The 19,745-nt window shown below is 59.7% G+C and carries 22 protein-coding genes and 1 riboswitch; of the genes, 8 read left to right on the top strand and 14 right to left on the bottom strand.

The window, feature by feature from the left end; all coding sequences use genetic code 11:
- The first annotated feature begins 148 nt into the window (after window positions 1-148).
- Window positions 149-895 (top strand): aminoacyl-tRNA hydrolase, encoded by a 747-nt coding sequence (gene pth / locus ACZ1HH_RS01095; RefSeq protein ID WP_472637079.1) that lies wholly within the window; start codon window positions 149-151, stop codon window positions 893-895.
- A gap of 83 nt (window positions 896-978) precedes the next feature.
- Here pth and ACZ1HH_RS01090 read toward each other — a convergent pair whose 3' ends face one another.
- The gene (locus tag ACZ1HH_RS01090) at window positions 979-1,881 is read right to left on the bottom strand and encodes a LysR family transcriptional regulator (RefSeq protein ID WP_472637078.1); all 903 of its coding nucleotides are present in this window, start codon (window positions 1,879-1,881) and stop codon (window positions 979-981) included.
- Between the two features lie 88 nt (window positions 1,882-1,969).
- Here ACZ1HH_RS01090 and ACZ1HH_RS01085 point away from each other — a divergent pair, with 88 nt between their 5' ends.
- Window positions 1,970-2,467: a lactoylglutathione lyase family protein gene (locus tag ACZ1HH_RS01085; RefSeq protein WP_011537579.1), complete on the top strand. Its 498-nt coding sequence runs from the start codon at window positions 1,970-1,972 to the stop codon at window positions 2,465-2,467.
- Window positions 2,468-2,521: 54 nt separating this feature from the next.
- On the opposite strand, the gene ACZ1HH_RS01080 is transcribed toward ACZ1HH_RS01085, so the two are convergent.
- The 4 genes from ACZ1HH_RS01080 to ACZ1HH_RS01065 form a co-directional block, all read right to left on the bottom strand.
- Window positions 2,522-3,346: a penicillin-binding transpeptidase domain-containing protein gene (locus ACZ1HH_RS01080; RefSeq protein ID WP_472637077.1), complete on the bottom strand. Its 825-nt coding sequence runs from the start codon at window positions 3,344-3,346 to the stop codon at window positions 2,522-2,524.
- Between the two features lie 161 nt (window positions 3,347-3,507).
- Window positions 3,508-4,149 carry a DsbA family oxidoreductase gene (locus tag ACZ1HH_RS01075; protein WP_472637076.1) on the bottom strand — a complete coding sequence of 214 codons (642 nt, stop codon included), beginning with the start codon at window positions 4,147-4,149 and terminating at the stop codon, window positions 3,508-3,510.
- 4 nt (window positions 4,150-4,153) lie between these two features.
- A complete protein-coding gene (locus tag ACZ1HH_RS01070) occupies window positions 4,154-4,855 on the bottom strand; it encodes a glutathione S-transferase family protein (RefSeq protein ID WP_011537576.1) in 702 nt (233 codons plus the stop codon).
- Window positions 4,842-5,450, bottom strand: a complete 609-nt coding sequence (locus ACZ1HH_RS01065; protein ID WP_011537575.1) for an NAD(P)H-dependent oxidoreductase — start codon at window positions 5,448-5,450, stop codon at window positions 4,842-4,844. The genes ACZ1HH_RS01070 and ACZ1HH_RS01065 overlap by 14 nt, the downstream gene beginning before the upstream one ends.
- Before the next feature lie 141 nt (window positions 5,451-5,591).
- Between ACZ1HH_RS01065 and ACZ1HH_RS01060 the strand changes: the two genes are divergently transcribed.
- Window positions 5,592-5,963 (top strand): winged helix-turn-helix transcriptional regulator, encoded by a 372-nt coding sequence (locus ACZ1HH_RS01060; RefSeq protein ID WP_011537574.1) that lies wholly within the window; start codon window positions 5,592-5,594, stop codon window positions 5,961-5,963.
- 132 nt (window positions 5,964-6,095) lie between these two features.
- On the opposite strand, the gene trpB is transcribed toward ACZ1HH_RS01060, so the two are convergent.
- The 5 genes from trpB to ihfB form a co-directional block, all read right to left on the bottom strand.
- Window positions 6,096-7,355 carry a tryptophan synthase subunit beta gene (gene trpB / locus ACZ1HH_RS01055; protein WP_011537573.1) on the bottom strand — a complete coding sequence of 420 codons (1,260 nt, stop codon included), beginning with the start codon at window positions 7,353-7,355 and terminating at the stop codon, window positions 6,096-6,098.
- A gap of 238 nt (window positions 7,356-7,593) precedes the next feature.
- Window positions 7,594-8,439: a LysR family transcriptional regulator gene (locus ACZ1HH_RS01050; protein ID WP_472637075.1), complete on the bottom strand. Its 846-nt coding sequence runs from the start codon at window positions 8,437-8,439 to the stop codon at window positions 7,594-7,596.
- A 264-nt stretch (window positions 8,440-8,703) separates the two neighbouring features.
- Entirely contained in the window at window positions 8,704-9,351 is a 648-nt protein-coding gene (locus ACZ1HH_RS01045; RefSeq protein WP_011537571.1) for a phosphoribosylanthranilate isomerase, read from the bottom strand.
- Window position 9,352: 1 nt separating this feature from the next.
- The gene (locus ACZ1HH_RS01040; protein ID WP_011537570.1) at window positions 9,353-9,703 is read right to left on the bottom strand and encodes a lipopolysaccharide assembly protein LapA domain-containing protein; all 351 of its coding nucleotides are present in this window, start codon (window positions 9,701-9,703) and stop codon (window positions 9,353-9,355) included.
- Window positions 9,704-9,991 (bottom strand): integration host factor subunit beta, encoded by a 288-nt coding sequence (ihfB, locus tag ACZ1HH_RS01035; protein WP_005610003.1) that lies wholly within the window; start codon window positions 9,989-9,991, stop codon window positions 9,704-9,706.
- A 357-nt stretch (window positions 9,992-10,348) separates the two neighbouring features.
- Here ihfB and ACZ1HH_RS01030 point away from each other — a divergent pair, with 357 nt between their 5' ends.
- Window positions 10,349-10,990 carry a metal-binding protein ZinT gene (locus tag ACZ1HH_RS01030; protein WP_472637074.1) on the top strand — a complete coding sequence of 214 codons (642 nt, stop codon included), beginning with the start codon at window positions 10,349-10,351 and terminating at the stop codon, window positions 10,988-10,990.
- A 100-nt stretch (window positions 10,991-11,090) separates the two neighbouring features.
- On the opposite strand, the gene rpsA is transcribed toward ACZ1HH_RS01030, so the two are convergent.
- Window positions 11,091-12,767 carry a 30S ribosomal protein S1 gene (gene rpsA, locus ACZ1HH_RS01025; RefSeq protein ID WP_472637073.1) on the bottom strand — a complete coding sequence of 559 codons (1,677 nt, stop codon included), beginning with the start codon at window positions 12,765-12,767 and terminating at the stop codon, window positions 11,091-11,093.
- Window positions 12,768-13,366: 599 nt separating this feature from the next.
- Here rpsA and aroA point away from each other — a divergent pair.
- From aroA to ACZ1HH_RS01005, 4 genes are all read left to right on the top strand, one after another.
- Complete coding sequence (gene aroA, locus ACZ1HH_RS01020) at window positions 13,367-14,719, top strand: 3-phosphoshikimate 1-carboxyvinyltransferase (RefSeq protein ID WP_472637072.1); 1,353 nt, start codon at window positions 13,367-13,369, stop codon at window positions 14,717-14,719.
- Complete coding sequence (locus ACZ1HH_RS01015) at window positions 14,712-15,194, top strand: GNAT family N-acetyltransferase (protein WP_472637071.1); 483 nt, start codon at window positions 14,712-14,714, stop codon at window positions 15,192-15,194. The genes aroA and ACZ1HH_RS01015 overlap by 8 nt, the downstream gene beginning before the upstream one ends.
- 59 nt (window positions 15,195-15,253) lie before the next feature.
- Complete coding sequence (gene cmk / locus ACZ1HH_RS01010; RefSeq protein WP_011537565.1) at window positions 15,254-15,865, top strand: (d)CMP kinase; 612 nt, start codon at window positions 15,254-15,256, stop codon at window positions 15,863-15,865.
- A gap of 192 nt (window positions 15,866-16,057) precedes the next feature.
- On the top strand, window positions 16,058-16,687 hold the full coding sequence (locus ACZ1HH_RS01005) for an NAD(P)H-dependent oxidoreductase (RefSeq protein WP_011537564.1): 630 nt from the start codon (window positions 16,058-16,060) through the stop codon (window positions 16,685-16,687).
- A 68-nt stretch (window positions 16,688-16,755) separates the two neighbouring features.
- Here ACZ1HH_RS01005 and trmB read toward each other — a convergent pair whose 3' ends face one another.
- The 3 genes from trmB to metK all read right to left on the bottom strand — a co-directional run bounded on the left by trmB (window position 16,756) and on the right by metK (window position 19,677).
- On the bottom strand, window positions 16,756-17,523 hold the full coding sequence (gene trmB / locus ACZ1HH_RS01000) for a tRNA (guanosine(46)-N7)-methyltransferase TrmB (RefSeq protein ID WP_011537563.1): 768 nt from the start codon (window positions 17,521-17,523) through the stop codon (window positions 16,756-16,758).
- A gap of 131 nt (window positions 17,524-17,654) precedes the next feature.
- Window positions 17,655-18,329 (bottom strand): COG3904 family protein, encoded by a 675-nt coding sequence (locus tag ACZ1HH_RS00995; protein ID WP_011537562.1) that lies wholly within the window; start codon window positions 18,327-18,329, stop codon window positions 17,655-17,657.
- A gap of 166 nt (window positions 18,330-18,495) precedes the next feature.
- A complete protein-coding gene (gene metK / locus ACZ1HH_RS00990) occupies window positions 18,496-19,677 on the bottom strand; it encodes a methionine adenosyltransferase (RefSeq protein ID WP_472637070.1) in 1,182 nt (393 codons plus the stop codon).
- 8 nt (window positions 19,678-19,685) lie between these two features.
- Window positions 19,686-19,734, bottom strand: a riboswitch (SAM-SAH riboswitch).
- Window positions 19,735-19,745 lie beyond the last annotated feature (11 nt).

Here is a 19,745-nt window from a genome sequence, read left to right as displayed (position 1 = left end):
GCACCGCCTCTTTGAATGTCGCAATCGCTGCAATGGCTCTGAGCCAAGGAGCGGGAAAATGCACCTGCATATCCCTATCACCGCTGCTCTGGATTTTCCTCTCAAAAAAGGGCATCACTGCGCCCGAAACGACAGCGGGACGCAGCGCATGAAACTCTTTGTAGGGCTTGGCAATCCGGGCGCAAAATACGCCGGAAACCGACACAATATCGGTTTCATGGCGCTGGATCAGATCGCTTCAGATCACGGGTTTTCCCCCTGGAAATCGAAATTCCAGGCCCAAATGAGCGAAGGCACCCTGTCAGGTGAAAAAGTGATCCTGCTTAAGCCCCAGACCTTTATGAACAACTCCGGCCAATCCGTGGGCGAGGCGCTGCGTTTTTTCAAACTCACACCGGCGGATGTTGTGGTCTTTCATGACGAACTTGACCTCGCGCCGAGCAAATGCCGCGTGAAAAATGGCGGCGGCCATGCAGGTCACAACGGGTTGCGCTCGATCCATTCCCATATTGGTGCCGACTACGGCCGGGTGCGCCTCGGGGTGGGCCACCCCGGACACAAGGATGCGGTTGCCGGCTACGTTCTGCGGGACTTCCCCAAAGCGGATCAGGGCTGGCTAGATGATCTGATGCGCGGGCTATCGGATGGGGCGGCCGCGCTGGCCACGGGCGACAGCGGGCGGTTCATGAACGCGGTCGCATTGCGGGTCGCGCCACCGCGCAGTTCTACCGGTGAGGCCTCCAAAGGGCGCAAGAAAGCACAGAAGTCCGAGCCGGGGGTCGCAAAAACGCCAGCCAAGGCCGCGACGCCCGAAGCCCCCGCCGCGAGCGACATTCCCGCAGCGCCCGAGGACAGCCGTAGCCCGATGCAAAAGCTGCTCGACAAGTTCAAATAGAGATCCAGAAGCACCTCGCTTTGGCATCCCGCTCACAAGGCAGACCACGCCCATTCCGGCCCGGACGCCAAGGCGAAGAGATCTCATCCCAAGGTGGCGGCGATGTTTTCGACGACCGCCAAGACCCGCTTTAGCCGCGCGCTTGCGATACGTCCGCGACGGGTTATGCGCCAGAGCTCCCGATACCGTGGCTGCGGCAGGCGCGCCGTCCTGATCTGTGCCGATTGCGCAAACGCCGCAAGACCACTGCGCGGAAGCAGCGTATAGCCAACCCCAGCAGCCACCGGAGACGGGATCTGGCTGATCTGGTTGATATAAGTGCGCAGCTTCAACCGGTCCGCCCCAGCAAAATCTTTGGGGAAGTTGCGTGAAAACAGATCATCCGCATAGTTGGCAACATCCGGGTGTGCGACCAGTCCCAGGGCTTCAAGCGTCTCGAAGGATACCGGGTCCTCGACCTCGGCCGGCAGCAGCAAGCACAGTTCCTCCTGCCCCAGTTGCTGTGCTTCGACACGTGGATGGTGTGGGACATCAGAGACAATCCCAAGATCAAAATGCCCGGCCAGAACACCCTCGAGCACACGCGCCTGCGGCGTCGCCTCCACATGGATCACAAGCCCCGGTGCCTCTTTCATCAACGCGATGGCGCGTGGGTAAAACAGCATCGCAAAACTGCCAGAGCATGCGATCCGCAGCTCCCCTCGGTCCGGATCATCGCGTGTGATGGTATCGCGCAGCGCCTGCTCCTCGACACGCCGCGCCAACCCGAGGTCGCGCACTGCCTCCCCGGCGGCGGTCAGGGTGAAGCGCTTGCCCTCCTTCGAGATCAGCGCCCGTCCCAATTGCTGCTCGAGCTTGCGCAGGTGCTGGGACACTCCGGGCTGCGTCATATTCAAGCGGGCCGCCGCGCGGGTGAAATGCCCTTCTTCGGCGAGCACGATAAAGGTTTCGAGCCAGGTGGAATTGAGCACCAAGATGATAACCATTCATTTGCATTTTAATTCGATATGATAATTTCACATACGGGTGCTGCATGTCTAGATTTCCATCAAGAAAACCTGAAAGGAGATCATCATGACACCCACCCCCCGCACTTTCTCTCATATTGGCCTGTCCGTTCCGGACCTGGATGCCGCCGTTAAATTCTACTCTGAAGTTTTGGGGTTTTATGTCCTCATGCCGCCGAGCAAGGTTGTCGAAGACGACAGCGCGATTGGCGTCATGTGCACAGATGTCTTTGGACCCGGCTGGGAGCATTTGCGGATTGCGCATCTTTCGACCGGCGACGGGATCGGCATTGAACTCTTTGAATTTGCGGGAAATCACGCACCGGATGACAACTTCGCCTTCCGTCGCCATGGCACATTCCACTTTGCGATCCAGGACCCGGATCTTGAGGGGCTCCTGGAAAAGATCATTGCTGCCGGAGGCAAGCAGCGCATGCCCGTGCGGGAGTATTTCCCCGGCGAAAAACCATATCGCATGGTCTACGTCGAGGACCCATTTGGGAACATCTTCGAGCTCTATAGCCACAGTTATGAGCTGACCTATTCCGCCGGCGCCTATGCGTGAGCCGACCTGCCGCCGCACTGTTTCACCAGCGCGGCGGCACCCCTTTTACCCTGTTTAAAATCCACAGGCCTCCAGCAGGATCAGGCTCTGGTCTCGGCGAAACACCCTCAGGTCAGCATATGTCCTGGCGCGCACATAATGCGCGAAGGCAACAGGCGCGCGGTCCTGCCGCGTCACCCATCCGACATACCAGCCCTCAAACCCTGCGCCCGCACGCCCCTGCTCCAACGGGCCGGAGCCGGTTTTGCCATAGATGATACGGCCTTTGTCTTCGCTGTCGCGCGTGGCGGCAAACAGCGCCGCAAGAGTGTCCTGAGACCGAGCGATCCCGCCGGAAAGCAAGGCGGAGACAAAAGCCACCTGTTCTTCGACGGAGATAGCAAGCGGGCCATATAGCCAAAAGCCGTCATCGCCATCAGGTGCCTCGGCGTTGCCATAGGACCAGCGTTTCAGGATCTCACGGTAGCGGCTGCCCCCCACGTCGCGGGCGATGTCCTGGAAATACCAGACAACCGAACGCTGAAGCGCGGTTTCGAGCGTCTGCCCCTGACGCCAGCTCTTGGGCCAAAAGCCTGCAGCCGGTCTCAGGCTGGGGTCCCAGGCGCGCCAATGATCCGGGCCGGTTGCGACCCCAGTTTGAAGCGCGATGACAAAATTTGGGATTTTGAAGCTCGACCATGGGGCGTGACGGCGGGTCAGATCACTGCCGGACAGCACGCACCGCGTCCCCGCGCCAATATCGACCGCAAGAAAATCAGACACGCGCCCGTCATAGGGCGCCACGACACTGGCCCGGTCAAGCAGACGCGTCTCGGCCCACACCGGAGCGGCAAAGCACATCACCAGAGCTGAAAGCAGCAACATAAGTCGGGCGCGCATGGTCATCCTTTCGAGTCGTAACGCTTTGTTGCGCCTTGATAGCGCTAAATCGGCTTGCCTTCGCTTGGCAAACCCCATGTCTGTCCCGATCTATTTCGCCTACAGGGGCAGCCCCCGGAACACGAGACCCCCCCTGCATATACACTGTCAGACCCGCGCGCTCACGCAGGGGTCGTCTCTGACAGTTCCATCAGGATACGAGCGTAGGTCTCCTCGCCCTGCGCGCCGGTCACGAGATACTGACGTTCAAAGATCATTGCCGGAACACCCGTTATGCCTTTGGAGGTCCAGAACTGCTGTTTCTCGCGCACGGCATCTGCTCTTTCGCCGCCCTCAAGCATGGCAACTGCAGCCACACGATCAAGGCCAAGGCTCTCTGCGACATCTGCAAGCACCGATACATCATTGAGGTCTTCGCGCCGGGTGAAGAACGCGGCAAACAGCGCGCGCTTCATCTCATGCGCCTTGCCCTGATCCTCAGCCCAGTCAATCAGCTGGTGGGCCCGGAAGGTGTTCACCATCCGCATGTCGTCCGCATAGTCGAACGCAAACCCCAGCGCCGCGCCAAGCTCCGTGAGCCTCAGCCGCGCCGCGCGCGAGTCTTCCGGCGTGGTGCCATATTTGGCAGCCAGATGCTCCCGCAAGTTTTCGCCTTCCGGGGCCATCTGCGGGTTCAGCTCGAACGGATGCCAATGCACCTCAAGGTCTGTACCGGTTTCTGCCGCAGCCTTGGCCAGCTGGAGATACCCGATCACACACCAGGGACAGACCACGTCCGACACAATATCCACACGAAGGGTCATCGCTTCACTCCTTGAAACGGGCAGCATTGGCGGAGGCCGCCGCCGCGATGTCGCCCTTGCCAAACGCCGAAGGACGCGGCTCGGGCAGTTGCAGGGCCTCTTGTACCTTTGGCATCGCATCAAGCCGGTCGAACCAGGCCTGCAAGTGCGGCAGCCCTTCGACCTCTACCGTGGCCCAAAAATGACTGCGCGCCCAAGGGTAGGTTGCGATGTCGGCGATCGACATCTCTGTGCCAACCAGCCAGTCGCGCCCCGCAAGCCTTGTGTCGAGCACCTCCAGCAGGCGTCGGCTCTCATCCACGTAGCGTTTGATAGCATAGGGCACCTCGTCGCCATTGGGTTTGGCGATGCGCTGAAAGAACATCGCCTGCCCCATGATCGGACCGATATGGCCGACCTGAAAGAAAAGCCACTGCAAGGTTTCAGACCGCTCCACCGGGTCAGAAGACAGAAAGCGCCCGTATTTCTCGGCCAGATGCCAGAGGATTGCACCGCTTTCAAAGATCGCGCGCCCTTCGGAGCGGTCCCAGATCGTCGGGATCTTTCCGTTTGGATTCATCTTCACATAATCGGGGGCATGCTGCTCTTTTTTGGAAAAGTCGACATTGACCAATTCGTAATCGATCTCCGCTTCGTGCAAGAAGATTAGCGGCTTCCACCCGTTCATCGTGTTGGCGGTGTAGAGGATTATATCAGGTTGCGACATCTTCGGCCTCCGCAAATAGGCTGTCGAGATGTGCGTCGAACCGGATCAGGTCGGCGTCAATCTCGGGGTTTTTCATGACGTCAAAGGCAGCAAAGCTTGGCAGAGGCGCCATGTCAAAGAACTTTGCGTTGAGATGCACCGGACGAAGCAGGTCATCCATAGACGCGCCTTCAAAGAACGGCTCATCGGGGGTGTCGAAAGCCTCTGCCGGGGCGTTGAATGTCGCCGAAATCATATAGCGCGTGCCCCCGAGTGTGCCGCCCATGCCGTAGTTCGCCTTGGGTGCATCAGCCGTACGACCATCGCCAGCGCAGAGCCGCCCGTCCATGCCCGCAGTATAGACCTCATCCATGTATTTCTTGAACGACCACGGAACCCCCATCCAATTTACCGGGAACTGCAGGATGATCGCATCGGCCCACTGGTGATTGGCGACCTCCTGCTCCACGTCATAGCCCTCGGCCACGGTGGTCAGGCGTACCTCGTGGCCTTGCGCAAGGAGGCGTGCGCGCGCCCGCTCTGCCAGGGTCGCATTGAGCCCGCCCGGCGCAAAGGGATAGGGCTGCGCCCCGTTCAGGATCAGTATCTTGCTCATCAATCTCGTCCTTCTTGGCGTAAACCGGGGCGCTTGACTTGCGTCCCGCTCGGACCGAAATTGCGCATGGTGGAAACGATATTCAACCAGTATACTTTTTGTAACCTAGTACTCGCTGAGAGATCGCTGAGGAGAATCGCAATGGATGCACGCGTCGAAGAGGACGGGACAGGCCGCCGTCAGGCCTATAACGTCTGCCTGGAACCCTGCGCGATCGAGCGCGGGATGCGCATCATTGGTGGCAAATGGACGGGATCGATCCTGTGGCATCTGAAGGATGGCCCGGTGAGGTTCAACGATTTGTCGCGTATGATCGGCGGTGCCTCCAAAAAGATGATCTCCGAAAGGTTGCGCCAGCTCGAAACCCAGGGCCTGATCACCCGCACTGTGATGGAGACGGCCCCCGTTTCAGTCCACTACGAGATCACGGAGCTCGGTCGCACGGCGCTTGGCTTTCTGGATGAGTTGCGCAAATGGAGCGAGAGCCTGCCAGAAGGGCTAACCACATCCTGACCCTCTGCATCGCCCCTGCCTGCGCCTGTGTCGATCCACGACGCGACGGCTGTCCCGGCGCACGCCAGAAAAAGAAAAGGCGCACCCCTCAGGACGCGCCTTCCACTTGGATCTTTCCGAAAAAGCCTGCGCTCACTCTTCGAGGTCGCGGCCCTCTTCGGTGTCTGACATATCAAACCCGAGGTGGCGGGCGACGGTAAAGATGTCCTTGTCGCCACGCCCACACATGTTCATCACGATGATGTGGTCCTTGGGCAGTTCTGGTGCGATCTTAGTGACATGAGCGAGCGCGTGGCTCGGCTCGAGCGCCGGGATAATCCCCTCCATCGCGCAGGACAGCTGGAACGCCTCGAGGGCCTCCTTGTCGGTGATGGACACGTATTGCGCGCGCCCCGTCTCATGCAGCCATGCATGCTCCGGCCCGATCCCTGGGTAATCCAGACCCGCCGAAATCGAGAAGCCTTCGAGGATTTGGCCGTCATCGTCCTGCAGCAGATAGGTCCGGTTGCCGTGCAGCACGCCCGGACGACCGCCTGTCAATGAGGCGCAATGTTCCATCTTCTCGTCCACACCTTTGCCACCGGCCTCAACGCCAATGATATTGACCGAAGGGTCATCGAGGAACGGGTGGAACAGGCCCATCGCGTTGGAGCCACCGCCGATAGCCGCAATCACCGTGTCCGGCAACCGGCCCTCGCCTTCCTGCTCCGCAAGCTGCCAGCGCACTTCCTTGCCGATCACGGACTGGAAATCGCGCACCATGGCCGGATAGGGGTGCGGGCCCGCAACGGTGCCGATGCAGTAGAATGTGTCGCGCACATTGGTGACCCAGTCCCGCAGCGCGTCGTTCATCGCATCCTTGAGCGTGCCACGGCCAGAGGTGACTGGGATCACCTCAGCGCCAAGAAGACGCATCCGGAACACGTTGGGCGCCTGTCGACGCACGTCATGCGCGCCCATGTAGACCACGCATTTCAGACCAAACTTGGCACAGACAGTGGCGGTCGCAACCCCATGCTGGCCAGCACCGGTTTCAGCGATGATCCGGGTCTTGCCCATGCGGCGGGCGAGCAGGATCTGACCCAGCACATTGTTCACTTTATGCGCGCCGGTGTGATTGAGCTCGTCACGCTTCATGTAGACCTTGGCGCCGCCCAGATGATTGGTCAGGCGCTCGGCGAAATAGAGCGGGCTCGGGCGGCCCACATAGTTCTTCCACAAATCATCCATTTCCGCCCAGAAATCCGGATCCACCTTGGCCTTTTCGTATTCCTCTTCGAGGCTCAGGATCAGCGGCATCAGTGTCTCGCTGACAAAGCGGCCGCCAAAGATGCCAAACCGACCGTTTTCGTCCGGCCCGTTCATGAAGCTATTGATGAGATCTTCGGCCATGGTGATGTCTCCGTCTTCCGTATGCGCTGGTTCTAAAGTGCATTTAGAACAAGAGAAACAGGTTTCTCGCCAATTTCCGCCTTCGACCGGTGGAAAGCGAGGTTTCAGAGTGGTTTCGCTTCGGGCAGAGCCCGAAGCGACTCGCGCCGCGCGCGCCCTTCGGGCGCGCGCGGCGCCAAGCCCAAGGGCATGCTGGGCTTCCCAAGGGGAGCACAAGAGCGGGCGGGAGCCTTTGCCGTCAAGCTTCTATAGGGCGCAGGGTTGTATCGGTCAGCACAGCGGCGATCCCCTCTAGCGCAGCCCGCACAGGTGGATCATGCCGACCGTCGTGATGACAGACCAGCCATTCCTCATGCGAGAGCTCCGCAATGTCAGGACCAACTTGCTGCAACGCCGGAAACATGGCCGCTGCAAACCGAGGCAGCACCACCTGCCCTACTCCGGCACAGGCCAGATCAGCCAACATGCGTGGACTACGCGCCGTAGCCGCGACCTCGCCGCCATGGTGCGCCCATACCCATCTTGCGGATGGCGTTTTTGCTTGGCTCTCAGGCAAAGCGACATAGCCTCGCACCTGATCAGAGATTGCGTAAACCGCATAGGTGATCAAACCGGTATACCGCCCAGCCAGCCAGGCTTGTTCAGGACGCTGGTTCCGTATGCCAATATCTGCCCCACGCCGCGCAATATCCAGCCGCGTATCAGCCTCCAGAAAGGCCGGGCGCCACTGCGCATCTTCCTGCCGGATCCGCAGCAACTGCTGCGCCAGAAAAGCAGAGATCCAACTGCCCGCAGTAATGCGAACCTCTGCCATCAGAGGCGTCGCAACCATGCGCCGCAGACGTTGCGCCTCCGCTTGAAACGTGCGCGTCTCGCTCAGAAATGCCCGCCCCTGTGCAGTCACGCGGTAGCCGTGAGAGCCACGCTCAAACAAATGTACTCCGATCTGAAGTTCGAGCGCGCGCATGCGACGGCTGAGGGTTGGCACGCTCACTCCGCTTTGCCGTGCAACCACAGCCAAGCCGCCCGCCTGAGCGATGCGTGCAAATAGGTCGAGATCATCAAGGGATGGAATGCTTTTCATTTTTGAAAATCAGATTTCAAAGACAACCACTCTAACATCATCAAAACATCGGCAATCTTGGCATCATCTTATCACAAATGGAAGTCACGCGGGATGCTTCTGATCTATACGCAACCGCGATCGCCGCGCGTTACTGAACACAGCAACTGGCAAATCGAACGGCACAGGGCGCAACGTCGCCTTACCAGCTATCGCAGGCGTAAAAGACGCCTGTTGCGCCTGAGGGCACTCAGATGGGTCAAGAAAGGGCTGAAATTGAAACGGTCAGACGGCTTGCGCGGCCTCGACAAAGGCGCGCATCAGATCCGGATCTTTCTGTGCCGGAGCGCTCTCAACGCCAGAGGCGACATCCACCTGGCGCGCGCCGGTTTTCCGGATCGCCTCAGCGACATTCTCAGGCGTCAGACCACCAGCCAACATCCAAGGTGCCTGCCAGTATTTTTTACTGGCCAACAACTGCCAATCAAAGGAGATCCCATTTCCACCGGGAAGCTTTGCCCCTTTGGGGGCCTTGGCATCGACCATCAGTTGATCGGCAACTTGCGCGTAGAGATCAATGGGATCCAGATCTGCGGCCTCGGCGACGCCGATCACCTTCATGACGGGCAACCCGTAGCGTGTCTTAATTTCGGCCACGCGCTCCACGCTCTCCTGACCGTGAAGCTGAATCATATCAAGCGGGACGGATCCGGTAATCGCATCGAGATCTGCATCGGTGGGGTTGACGACCAGCCCCACCTTCGCAAGTCCCACAGGCGCGTCTGAAGCAAGTGCGGCAGCTTGAGCAATCGTGACGGAACGTGCTGATTTGGCGTAGAAATTCAGACCCACATAGGCCGCGCCTGCAGCTGCCGCAGCCTCCATGTCGGCGCGCGTCTTCATGCCGCAAATCTTGACCCGAATATCTGCCATATCAGGAGGCGTCGTCCAGAAGGGCGAGAACCTCGTCCTTGCCTTCGTGTTTTTGTCGTTTGAGACGTTTCACTTCGCGCGACAGTTTTTTGACTTCACCGTGCTTTACGCGGGCCTCACGGCGGTGCTTGTACTCGCGCAGGTACTCGAGCACATACCCAAGCGCTACGCCGAGGGCGAGTCCCCCAAGCACAACGACAAACAACGGCAGCGTGATGGAGGGGTTGAACCCGACTAGTTCCGCCAACGCCTCAGGCATCAGTTTCAAACTCACGAGGCCGCGATTAGCGAGACTGACGGAGACAAGCACCACCGCCAGAACGCCCCAGACGGCATAGCGAATGTAACGCATTTACTCTTCTTTTCCGTTCAACCTGTCGCGCAGAAGCTTACCCGTCTTGAAGAAAGGCACATGCTTTTCTTCAACATGCACCGTCTCGCCGGTGCGCGGGTTGCGCCCGACGCGCGCATCACGTTTCTTCACCGAAAATGCCCCAAAGCCACGCAGCTCCACCCGGTCGCCGCGCGACATGGCATTGGTGACTTCCTCAAAGACCGTGTTGACGATCCGCTCCACATCCCGCTGGTACAGATGCGGGTTTTCGTCTGCAATCTTCTGAATCAGTTCCGAACGGATCATGCGTATGGACCTCCCAAAGTCGCCTATCTGTGCCGCAGTGACATCAAGGATAGCTTCACTATAGGAAGAAAACTGTTCTGCGCAAACAGGTTAGAAAGGGGGGAGCGGGAAAATTCCAGTCGCGGCCCCATTTCCCGTAGTTCCGCTCACAATTCTCGCAGCATGAAATGGGCAGATCGGGGCAAAACCAGTGCCCCGCAGAGCTTGCGCCCAAGCGCATTCCAAAACGATTCGGCGCCCTTCTGCTTCGAAGGGCAGCGCAGCGCACGCGCTGCGCAATGGGAAGGGTGTGCCTTGCGGCGCGCAAGGAGTCCTACTAGTAACGCGTTATAACATATCGAATCAAGGTGAACGACAATGAGACCGTTTTCTACTGGTGCGCTTGCCCTCGTGGCAGCAATGACGGTTGGTTTTTCGAGCCCCGGCGCTGCTGGAAACAAACACGATCACGCGCATACGCACGATGAAGAAGTCTACAAAGGGTACTTTGACGACAGCCAAATTCAGCCTCGGACGCTCTCTGACTGGGAAGGGGACTGGCAGTCGATCTATCCGTTTCTCGTTGATGGCACGTTGGACCCCGTGCTGGCCCACAAAGCGGAACACAGCGAGAAGACCGCCGAAGATTACCGCGCCTATTATGAAATCGGATACGCAACCGATGTGGACGCCATCACAATCCAAGGTCAGACCGTTACATTCACCGCAAATGGCGAGAGTTTTGGTGGTGAATATGTCTCGGACGGTTACGAGGTCCTGACCTATAAGAAGGGCAACCGAGGTGTGCGCTACGTCTTTGCCAAAGAAAGCGGCGACGCGCTCGCCCCAGCCTTCATCCAGTTCAGCGATCACCACATCGCTCCCAAGAAAGTGAGCCACTATCATCTCTACTGGGGAGATGATCGCGCCGAGGTGCTGAAAGAGCTGACCAATTGGCCGACCTATTTCCCGGCAAGCTACAGTGGGGATGACATCGTGCACGACATGATCGCGCATTAAGTCTGCGCCCCCGCCCAAAGCGGCCCTCTCCGGGCTTACCTCACAAAAAAGCCCCGCAGGAATGAACCTGCGGGGCTTTCCATTCTTTCAGAGGAGTGGATTACTCGCTCTTGAGCGCTGCGCCCAGGATGTCGCCAAGAGACGCGCCGGAGTCGGAAGAACCATACTGTTCGACGGCTTCTTTCTCTTCTGCGATCTCGCGTGCCTTGATCGACAGGCCCAGACGACGGGTCTTGGAGTCGATGTTGGTGACGCGGACGTCAACCTTGTCGCCGACGGAGAAACGCTCGGGGCGCTGCTCGGCACGGTCACGGCTGAGGTCGGAGCGGCGGATAAAGGATTTCATGCCTTCATATTCCACTTCGATGCCACCATCTTCGATCGCGGTCACTTCCACGGTCACGATGGAGCCACGCTTCACTCCGCCAACGGCGTCTGCGAACTTGTCACCGCCCAGGGCTTTGATCGACAGGGAGATACGCTCTTTTTCAACGTCCACTTCGGAGACAACGGCCGAAACCATGTCGCCTTTGCGGTAGTTCTGGATCGCATCTTCGCCACGCTCGTCCCAGCTGAGGTCGGAGAGGTGAACCATGCCGTCGATGTCGCCTTCGAGGCCGATGAACAGACCGAATTCGGTGATGTTCTTGACTTCGCCTTCGACCTGAGTGCCCTCGGGGTGCGTTTCTGCAAACACTTCCCACGGGTTGCGCATGGTCTGCTTGAGGCCCAGGGACACGCGACGCTTGGCGCCGTCGATTTCCAGAACCATGACGTCCACTTCCTGCGAGGTGGAAACGATCTTGCCGGGGTGCACGTTTTTCTTGGTCCAGGACATCTCGGAGACGTGGACCAGACCTTCGACACCGGGCTCCAGCTCAACAAATGCACCGTAATCGGTGATGTTGGTGACGCGACCCTTGTGGACGGATTCCAGCGGGTACTTGGCGCCAACCAGATCCCACGGATCTTCCTGCAGCTGCTTCATGCCGAGGGAGATGCGGTGAGTCTCTTTGTTGATCTTGATGACCTGAACCTTGACGGTTTCGCCAATGGACAGGATCTCGGAGGGGTGGTTCACACGGCGCCATGCCATGTCGGTGACGTGCAAGAGGCCGTCAACACCGCCGAGGTCAACAAACGCACCGTATTCGGTGATGTTCTTGACCACACCGTCCACGGCCTGACCTTCGGAGAGGTTGCCGATGACTTCGGCACGCTGCTCGGCGCGGGACTCTTCGAGGATGGCACGACGGGACACAACGATGTTGCCACGACGACGGTCCATTTTCAGGATCTGGAACGGCTGCTTCAGACCCATCAGCGGGCCTGCGTCGCGCACGGGGCGCACGTCAACTTGCGAGCCGGGCAGGAAGGCCACGGCGCCGCCGAGATCGACGGTGAAGCCACCTTTGACGCGACCGAAGATTGCACCTTCGACGCGCTGGTCGTCTGCGTATGCTTTTTCCAGGCGGTCCCATGCTTCTTCGCGGCGTGCCATCTCGCGGGAGATAACAGCTTCGCCACGGGCGTTTTCAGCGGCGCGCAGGTAGACTTCTACCTCGTCACCAACGGAAACTTCAGGAGCTTCGCCGGGGTTTGCGAATTCTTTGAGTTCGACGCGACCTTCCATCTTGTAGCCGACGTCGATGATGGCCTGGCCGGCCTCAATGGCAATGATCTTGCCTTTGACAACGGAACCCTCTTCGGGGGTGTCCATTTCGAAGCTTTCTTGCAGGAGGGCTTCGAATTCCTCCATCGATGTTGTTTGAGCCATGTGGTCTCAGGTTTCCTTTACAGAGTTTTGCTGGCCGAGTGGTTGTCTCCACCGGTCTGAACAGGGTTGGTCGGTCAAAGCGCGAATCGCGGGCGGGGGCGGAACCACAAACAAACACAAAGGGCCGAGGTATGCCCCGACCCTGCTCCGTCCGTCCTGGTGCGTTTTCGCATCTCAGTTGACAAGGCGGCTTATAGGCGGTTTGGGCCTTGCTGGCAAGGGGCATCACATGGCGCCCCGCGGATAAGCCAGCACCTGACTTTGACGAAGCGAGAAGCGACCTTCTGATAGAATGTCAGGCGCGACCCAGCTGAACGGACGGACTGAGCCTTAACATTGCTTGCGTGGCACAACTTCATCGAATTGCCAGTGATGTAGGCCTCTTAGACCTTGCTCTTTCCAGCCCCCCCACACAAGCGACTGTGAACTCTTCGGTCGCATCCAACGCCCCGCCCAATCCGTCTTTTTCAAATCTCCGCGCAGACGATCGCCGCGCGCAACGGTGAACACTCTCCGCCGCGCGCCCATTCTCTTCTGCGTGGACGTGCTGAGGTGAATGCGCTAACAGCTTTTGCGACCGACTGATGAGAGGAGCCCACATGTCCGGCCACGGCACGCCCATCCCGATGACCTCCCGCCGCGCAAGCCCCCTCAAAGGCGAGGCGCATGTCCCTGGCGACAAGTCGATTTCGCATCGCTCATTGATCCTTGGCGCAATGGCCGTGGGTGAGACGAAAATCTCCGGCCTCCTTGAGGGCGAAGATGTGCTCGACACCGCCAAGGCGATGCAGGCTTTTGGGGCCGAGGTCGTCAATCACGGCGGTGGTGAATGGTCCGTCTTTGGCGTGGGTGTTGGCGGTTTTGCCGAGCCGGAAAACGTGATCGACTGCGGCAATTCCGGCACTGGTGTGCGGCTCATCATGGGCGCGATGGCGACCTCGCCGATCACCGCGACCTTTACCGGCGATGCCTCGCTCAACAAACGCCCGATGGCGCGTGTGACCGATCCGCTTGCGCTCTTTGGTGCGCAATCCGTGGGCCGCGAGGGCGGCCGTCTGCCGATGACTATCGTTGGCGCGGCCGAGCCCGTGCCGGTGCGCTATGAGGTGCCGGTGCCCTCAGCGCAGGTGAAATCTGCCGTTCTGCTTGCAGGCCTCAATGCGCCCGGCAAAACCGTGGTGATTGAGCGCGAAGCCACCCGCGACCATTCCGAGCGGATGCTTGCGGGCTTTGGGGCTGAAATCACGGTTGAGGACACCGAGGAAGGCCGCGTGATTACCCTCACCGGTCAGCCTGAGCTGAAACCGCAAGTGATTGCAGTACCGCGCGATCCCTCCTCTGCCGCCTTCCCGGTTTGCGCCGCGCTCATCACGCCCGGTTCTGACGTGCTGGTGCCGGGGATTGGTCTCAACCCGACCCGCGCGGGCCTGTTCTACACCCTGCAAGACATGGGCGCGGATCTAACGTTTGAGAATCCTCGGACCGAAGGCGGCGAACCTGTGGCCGATCTGCGCGCCAAATACTCGCCCGACATGAAAGGGATCGAGGTCCCACCAGAACGCGCCGCGTCGATGATTGACGAGTATCCTGTTCTGTCTGTGGTGGCCTCTTTTGCCACCGGAACCACCATGATGGCTGGCGTCAAGGAATTGCGCGTGAAGGAAAGCGACCGCATCGATGCAATGGCAAAGGGCCTGCGCGCCAATGGTGTCACCGTCGAGGAAGGCGAGGACTGGTGGAGCGTCGAAGGCTGCGGCCCCGAGGGTGTCAAAGGCGGTGGCACTGCCGAGAGCTTCCTTGATCACCGCATCGCCATGTCGTTCATGGTGATGGGTATGGGCGCACAAAACCCGGTCTCCGTAGACGATGGCAGCCCGATTGCGACGTCCTTCCCCATCTTCGAGCGGCTAATGGGCGATCTTGGGGCTTCGATCAGCCGTACGGATGGCTGACGTCGATCTTTCCCGCCTGCCGCCACCGCAAGGTTTGCGAGTGGTGACAGGTGGCCACCTTGATCCACAAGCGCTGGCGGAGCTGCGGGCAGAGGCGATGCGTCCAAGCCTTGAAGCGTCAGGTCGTTTTGATCCCGGGCGCGTACGACGTCGTTTCTTGGATCGCTATGACCCCACGGCGACTGCCGCCTTTTATGACGGGTCAGAGCTTGTGGGCTTTTTGGTACTGCGGCAGATGCCAGACCACCTCTACCTCGATCACCTCTATCTTGCGCCCACGCGTCAAGGAACGGGGCTCGGCGCACAGATCCTGCAGTCGATCCAAGAAGAGATCGCGCGCCCCTCGCGTCAGGAAATCCGGTTGATCGCCCTCACCGGGAGCCCTGCCGGGCCGTTTTACGAGCGCGCGGGATTTCAGCGCACAGGCAGTGACGGGATCGACGATTCCTATCGCTGGCGCCCCCAACCCGCGTGACAGGCGCGGCAAGCTTCAGTAGACAAGACCCCTGACCTTTCCGACCCATGAGGACACATATGGCCTTTACGATTGCAATCGACGGCCCAGCCGCTGCAGGCAAGGGCACCATTTCCAAAGCGGTTGCCGCGCATTTTGGCTTTGGTCACCTTGATACAGGCCTGCTCTATCGTGCCGTCGGGGCGAAAATGCTGGATGGGGACAATCCCGTTGCCGCCGCCGAAGCGCTTGATGTGAGCGATCTGGATCGCGAAGACCTGCGCACACCAGAGGTGGCTCAGGCAGCCTCAAAGGTGGCCGTGATTGCCGCAGTTCGCGCCGCTTTGGTGGATTTTCAACGCGCCTTTGCCCGCCGATCGGGCGGCGCGGTGATGGACGGGCGCGACATCGGCACCGTGATCTGCCCCGAAGCTGAGGCCAAGCTCTTTGTGACGGCCAGCGCCGACGTGCGGGCGCGGCGGCGGTTTCTGGAGCTGACCGCGAAGGGAAGCGTCATTACGCTCGATGAGGTTCTCGCTGATGTCAAAGCGCGGGACGAGCGCGATATGAACCGCGCCGAAGCGCCGCTGCGGCCAGCAGAGGATGCGGTCATCATCGACACCAGCGCCCTCAGCATCGACGACGCCGTCGCAAAGGCGATTGCCGCGATCGAGGCGCGCAAGCCCCGCTAGACCCAACGTCATTTGAGGTCCATTTTGGCTGTCGCGCAGCTGCGCGCCACCATCCACCCAATAAAACTTGAATATGGGGGTTGTTGCCCATTCCCTTGGCGCCTAGATAAATCTCGACGTCGAGATAAATCAACTTGAACTGTTCAGTTTAGTTGCTATGTCTGCGGCAACATGAAGAAAAGGATGTCTCCCATGTTTTTGGACAAGCTGAACTGGCGCTATGCCGCCAAGAAAATGGACCCCTCAAAGCCCGTATCCGAGGATAAGGTCGCTCAGATCGTTGAGGCCATTCGCATGGCGCCGACCTCCAGCGGCGTGCAGCCGTTTGAACTCTTGGTCATTCGCAACAAGGACCTGCGCGAGAAAATCCGCCCGGTGTCCTGGGATCAGGCCCAGATCACAGATGGCTCCCATCTTCTGGTCTTTGCTGCCTGGGACAATTACACCGAAGAGCGCATTGACGCGGTCGTGGCGCAGATGGTCGAAGAGCGCGGCGACTCCGAGTTGCTTCAGAACTACTTTGCCAATCTCAAGGAGATGCTCCTGCCGCGCCCCGCAGAGGTGAACCACGCCCATGCGGCCCATCAGGCCTATATCGCGCTTGGCTTTGCACTGGCCGCCGCCGCAGAACTCGGCGTCGACAGCACCCCGATGGAAGGGTTTGACCCCGATCAGGTGGATGAGATCCTCGACCTGCGCGCAAAGGGCCTGCGCGCCAAGGTTCTGTTGCCGCTCGGCACCCGGGCAGAAGAGGGCGACTGGTTGTTGCCAATGCCGAAAGTGCGCAAATCCAAAGCCGCACTGGTCACTGAGATCGACTAATCAATGCGAAAAGCCCCCCGCCCTCTGTGGCGGGGGGATGCTCTATCGGACAAGCTGCCTCTTGCAGATCAGTCCTGACGCTGGAACGTCAGGTAATGCGGCGTGCGCCCCTCGCGCAGCGCCTTTTGCTCGTATCGGGTGGAGATCCAGTCCCCCCAAGGCTTTCGCCAATCCTCGGGGCCTTCGGCAAGCCACTTGAAGCCCGCCTTTGGCACCTCTTCAAGGGTCTGGCGCACATAGTCCGGAATATCGGTAGCCACGCGAAAAATCGCCCCCGGTTTCAGGACGCGCGCGAGGGGCTCCAGATGCTCTTGCGTTACAAAACGACGCCGATGATGGCGCGCCTTGGGCCACGGGTCGGGATAGAGCAAGAATGCACGAGAAAGACTTTGTGCGGGCAAAACATCCATCAGATCGCGGGCATCGCCTGCGTGCACGCGCACGTTTTCCGCTGACGACTTGCGCAGCTTGCCAAGAAGCATCGCGACACCGTTCACATAGGGCTCCGCCCCGATGATCCCAACATCAGGATTGCTCTCGGCCTGATGCACCAGATGCTCCCCACCGCCAAAGCCCACTTCGAGCCAGACATCACGCCCCTGAAACTGCGCTTCAAGATCCAGCGGTTCTCGCTCGGGGTTCTCGTCCCACCCAACCGCACCGGGGCTGAGCTCGGGCAGCATTTCATCAAGATCGCGCACCTGATTTGGTTTCAGCGTCTTGCCTTTGAAGCGACCGTAGAAATTCCGCCACGGGGCACCTGACGCGTGCTTGCCAGCAGCATCAGGGCCATCGCTGGCGATGGCGGAAGGGCGGCTAGCGTCAGAGTCGGACATCGTGTGCGGGCTTTCTTTGATAAACTCGTATCGATTACACACCCCAATAGGGGCAGACGAAATCGCGCCTTCATCTGCAGCAGGTGGCCCCAAAGGTCAAGCCATGAGGCCGGATCCGCTCCCATGGGCGCTCAGGGAGCCTCGCGCAGCACCCCTGCGGCCATCAGTTGAAGACGTGAGGGATACCACTCGTCACCCGAGTCCACCTGCAGAGTCTCGATGGCGAACCCGGCCTCCACGCCTCGCTCGACCAGGTAGCTCAGGTATTCATACATCTCGCGCTGGGTATCTGCGTAGATCCAGGACCCAAACACAAAGGGCGTGTCCCACCCCTGATTTTCGCGCAGATCATTGTAATAGCCCTCGACGGCCTCGGGGGACCAGGACCGCCGATGAAAGCCGATCTTTGACCCCAATGTCATCTGGCGTCGTGCGCCCGCCAGGAAAATGTCGACGCAGGCGCTGACACATTCGCCATCCACCTGTGTATGAAGCCCATAGTCCGATACGATCCAGGCGATTTCGGAGCTGGCATAGACGCTGCCACCACTCGAATTGAGGCGGAGCGTTTCAATACCGGACCGTTCCTGAAGCATGCTGCGGAACAGGTCGATGTCCGAGACGACGATTTCACCAGGCTGGCCCTTGGAGACCGATTCTGTATCAAAAACAAGGGTCGCACCGTCGACATAAAGGCGCTTATCGCTGCCCTTGCGCGCCAGCGCTGGTCCCGCCAGCGCGACGAGGGCCACACATACGACAGCAGCATGTACCCAGATTGTCTTTTTCCATGCTGCCATTGCCATACCACTCGCTACCCCTGCTCTCTCTGCCTGTCTTTTCAATACCGGGATCAAAGCACAGAGAGCAAAGCTGAACCACCCCACGAACGCCAAGACATGGCCCAAAACAGAAAAGGGCGAGGTTGCCCCCGCCCTGATGCCTTTGGTCGTATAGGCCTTGGCGTGCGCCTCAGACCGCGCCCCTGAGAGCCTCGGTCAGATCGGTACGCTCCCACGAGAAACCGCCATCGGCCTCGGGTGCACGACCGAAGTGGCCATAGGCCGCGGTGCGCTGGTAGATCGGCTTGTTGAGGCCAAGATGGGTACGGATCCCGCGTGGCGTGAGGTCCATGCACTTGCGGATTGCGGTTTCGATGTTTTCATCCGGCACAGCACCGGTGTCGTGGGTGTTGACATAGATCGAAAGAGGCGCTGCCACGCCGATCGCATAGGACAGCTGCAGGGTGCATTTATGCGCAAGCCCTGCCGCAACCACGTTTTTCGCGAGGTAGCGCGCCGCATAGGCCGCCGAACGGTCCACTTTGGTGGGATCTTTGCCCGAAAACGCGCCGCCACCATGCGGGGCTGCCCCACCATAGGTGTCCACGATGATCTTGCGTCCGGTCAGACCTGCATCGCCATCGGGGCCGCCGATCACGAATTTTCCGGTCGGGTTGACGTGCCAGACCGTGTTGTCGGTCAGCCAGCCTTCGGGCAGGGTCTCGCGGATGTACGGCTCAACGAGCGCGCGAATATCAGCGGACGTCAGTTTCTCATCAAGGTGCTGCGTGGACAGAACCAAGGAGGTGACTTCAACGGGTTTGCCCGCATCATACCGGACCGAGATCTGGGATTTTGCATCGGGGCCCAGAACCGGCAGGGTGCCATTCTTGCGCACTTCGGCAAGGCGGCGCAGGATCGCGTGGGAGAACTGTATCGGGGCCGGCATCAGCGCATCGGTCTCATCGGTTGCAAAACCGAACATGATGCCCTGGTCGCCCGCACCCTCGTCCTTGTCACCTGCGGCATCTACACCCTGCGCAATGTGCGCGGATTGTTCGTGCAGAAGATTGGTAATCTCGACAGTTTCATGATGAAACTTGTCCTGCTCGTAGCCGATATCCTTGATACAGGCGCGGGCGATCTCGTCGATCTTGCCCATGTAGTCCTTCAGTTTGGCCTGATCGGACAGGCCAACCTCACCCCCGATCACCACGCGATTTGTGGTGGCAAAGGTCTCGGCGGCAACGCGCGCCTCGGGTTCTTCGGCGATCAGCGCATCGAGAACGGCATCGGAAATCCGGTCGCAGACTTTATCCGGATGCCCCTCGGAAACGGATTCCGAGGTGAAGGTGTAGTTGGTACGGCTCATAAGAGATGTGCTCCATTGGATGAGATCCGCCACGCCAGGAAGCCGTTGTGGCGGCATGAAAGAGCGCA

Source organism: Epibacterium sp. HA2-3 (assembly GCF_055693725.2).
This window is presented reverse-complemented; position numbering and strand designations above follow the sequence as displayed.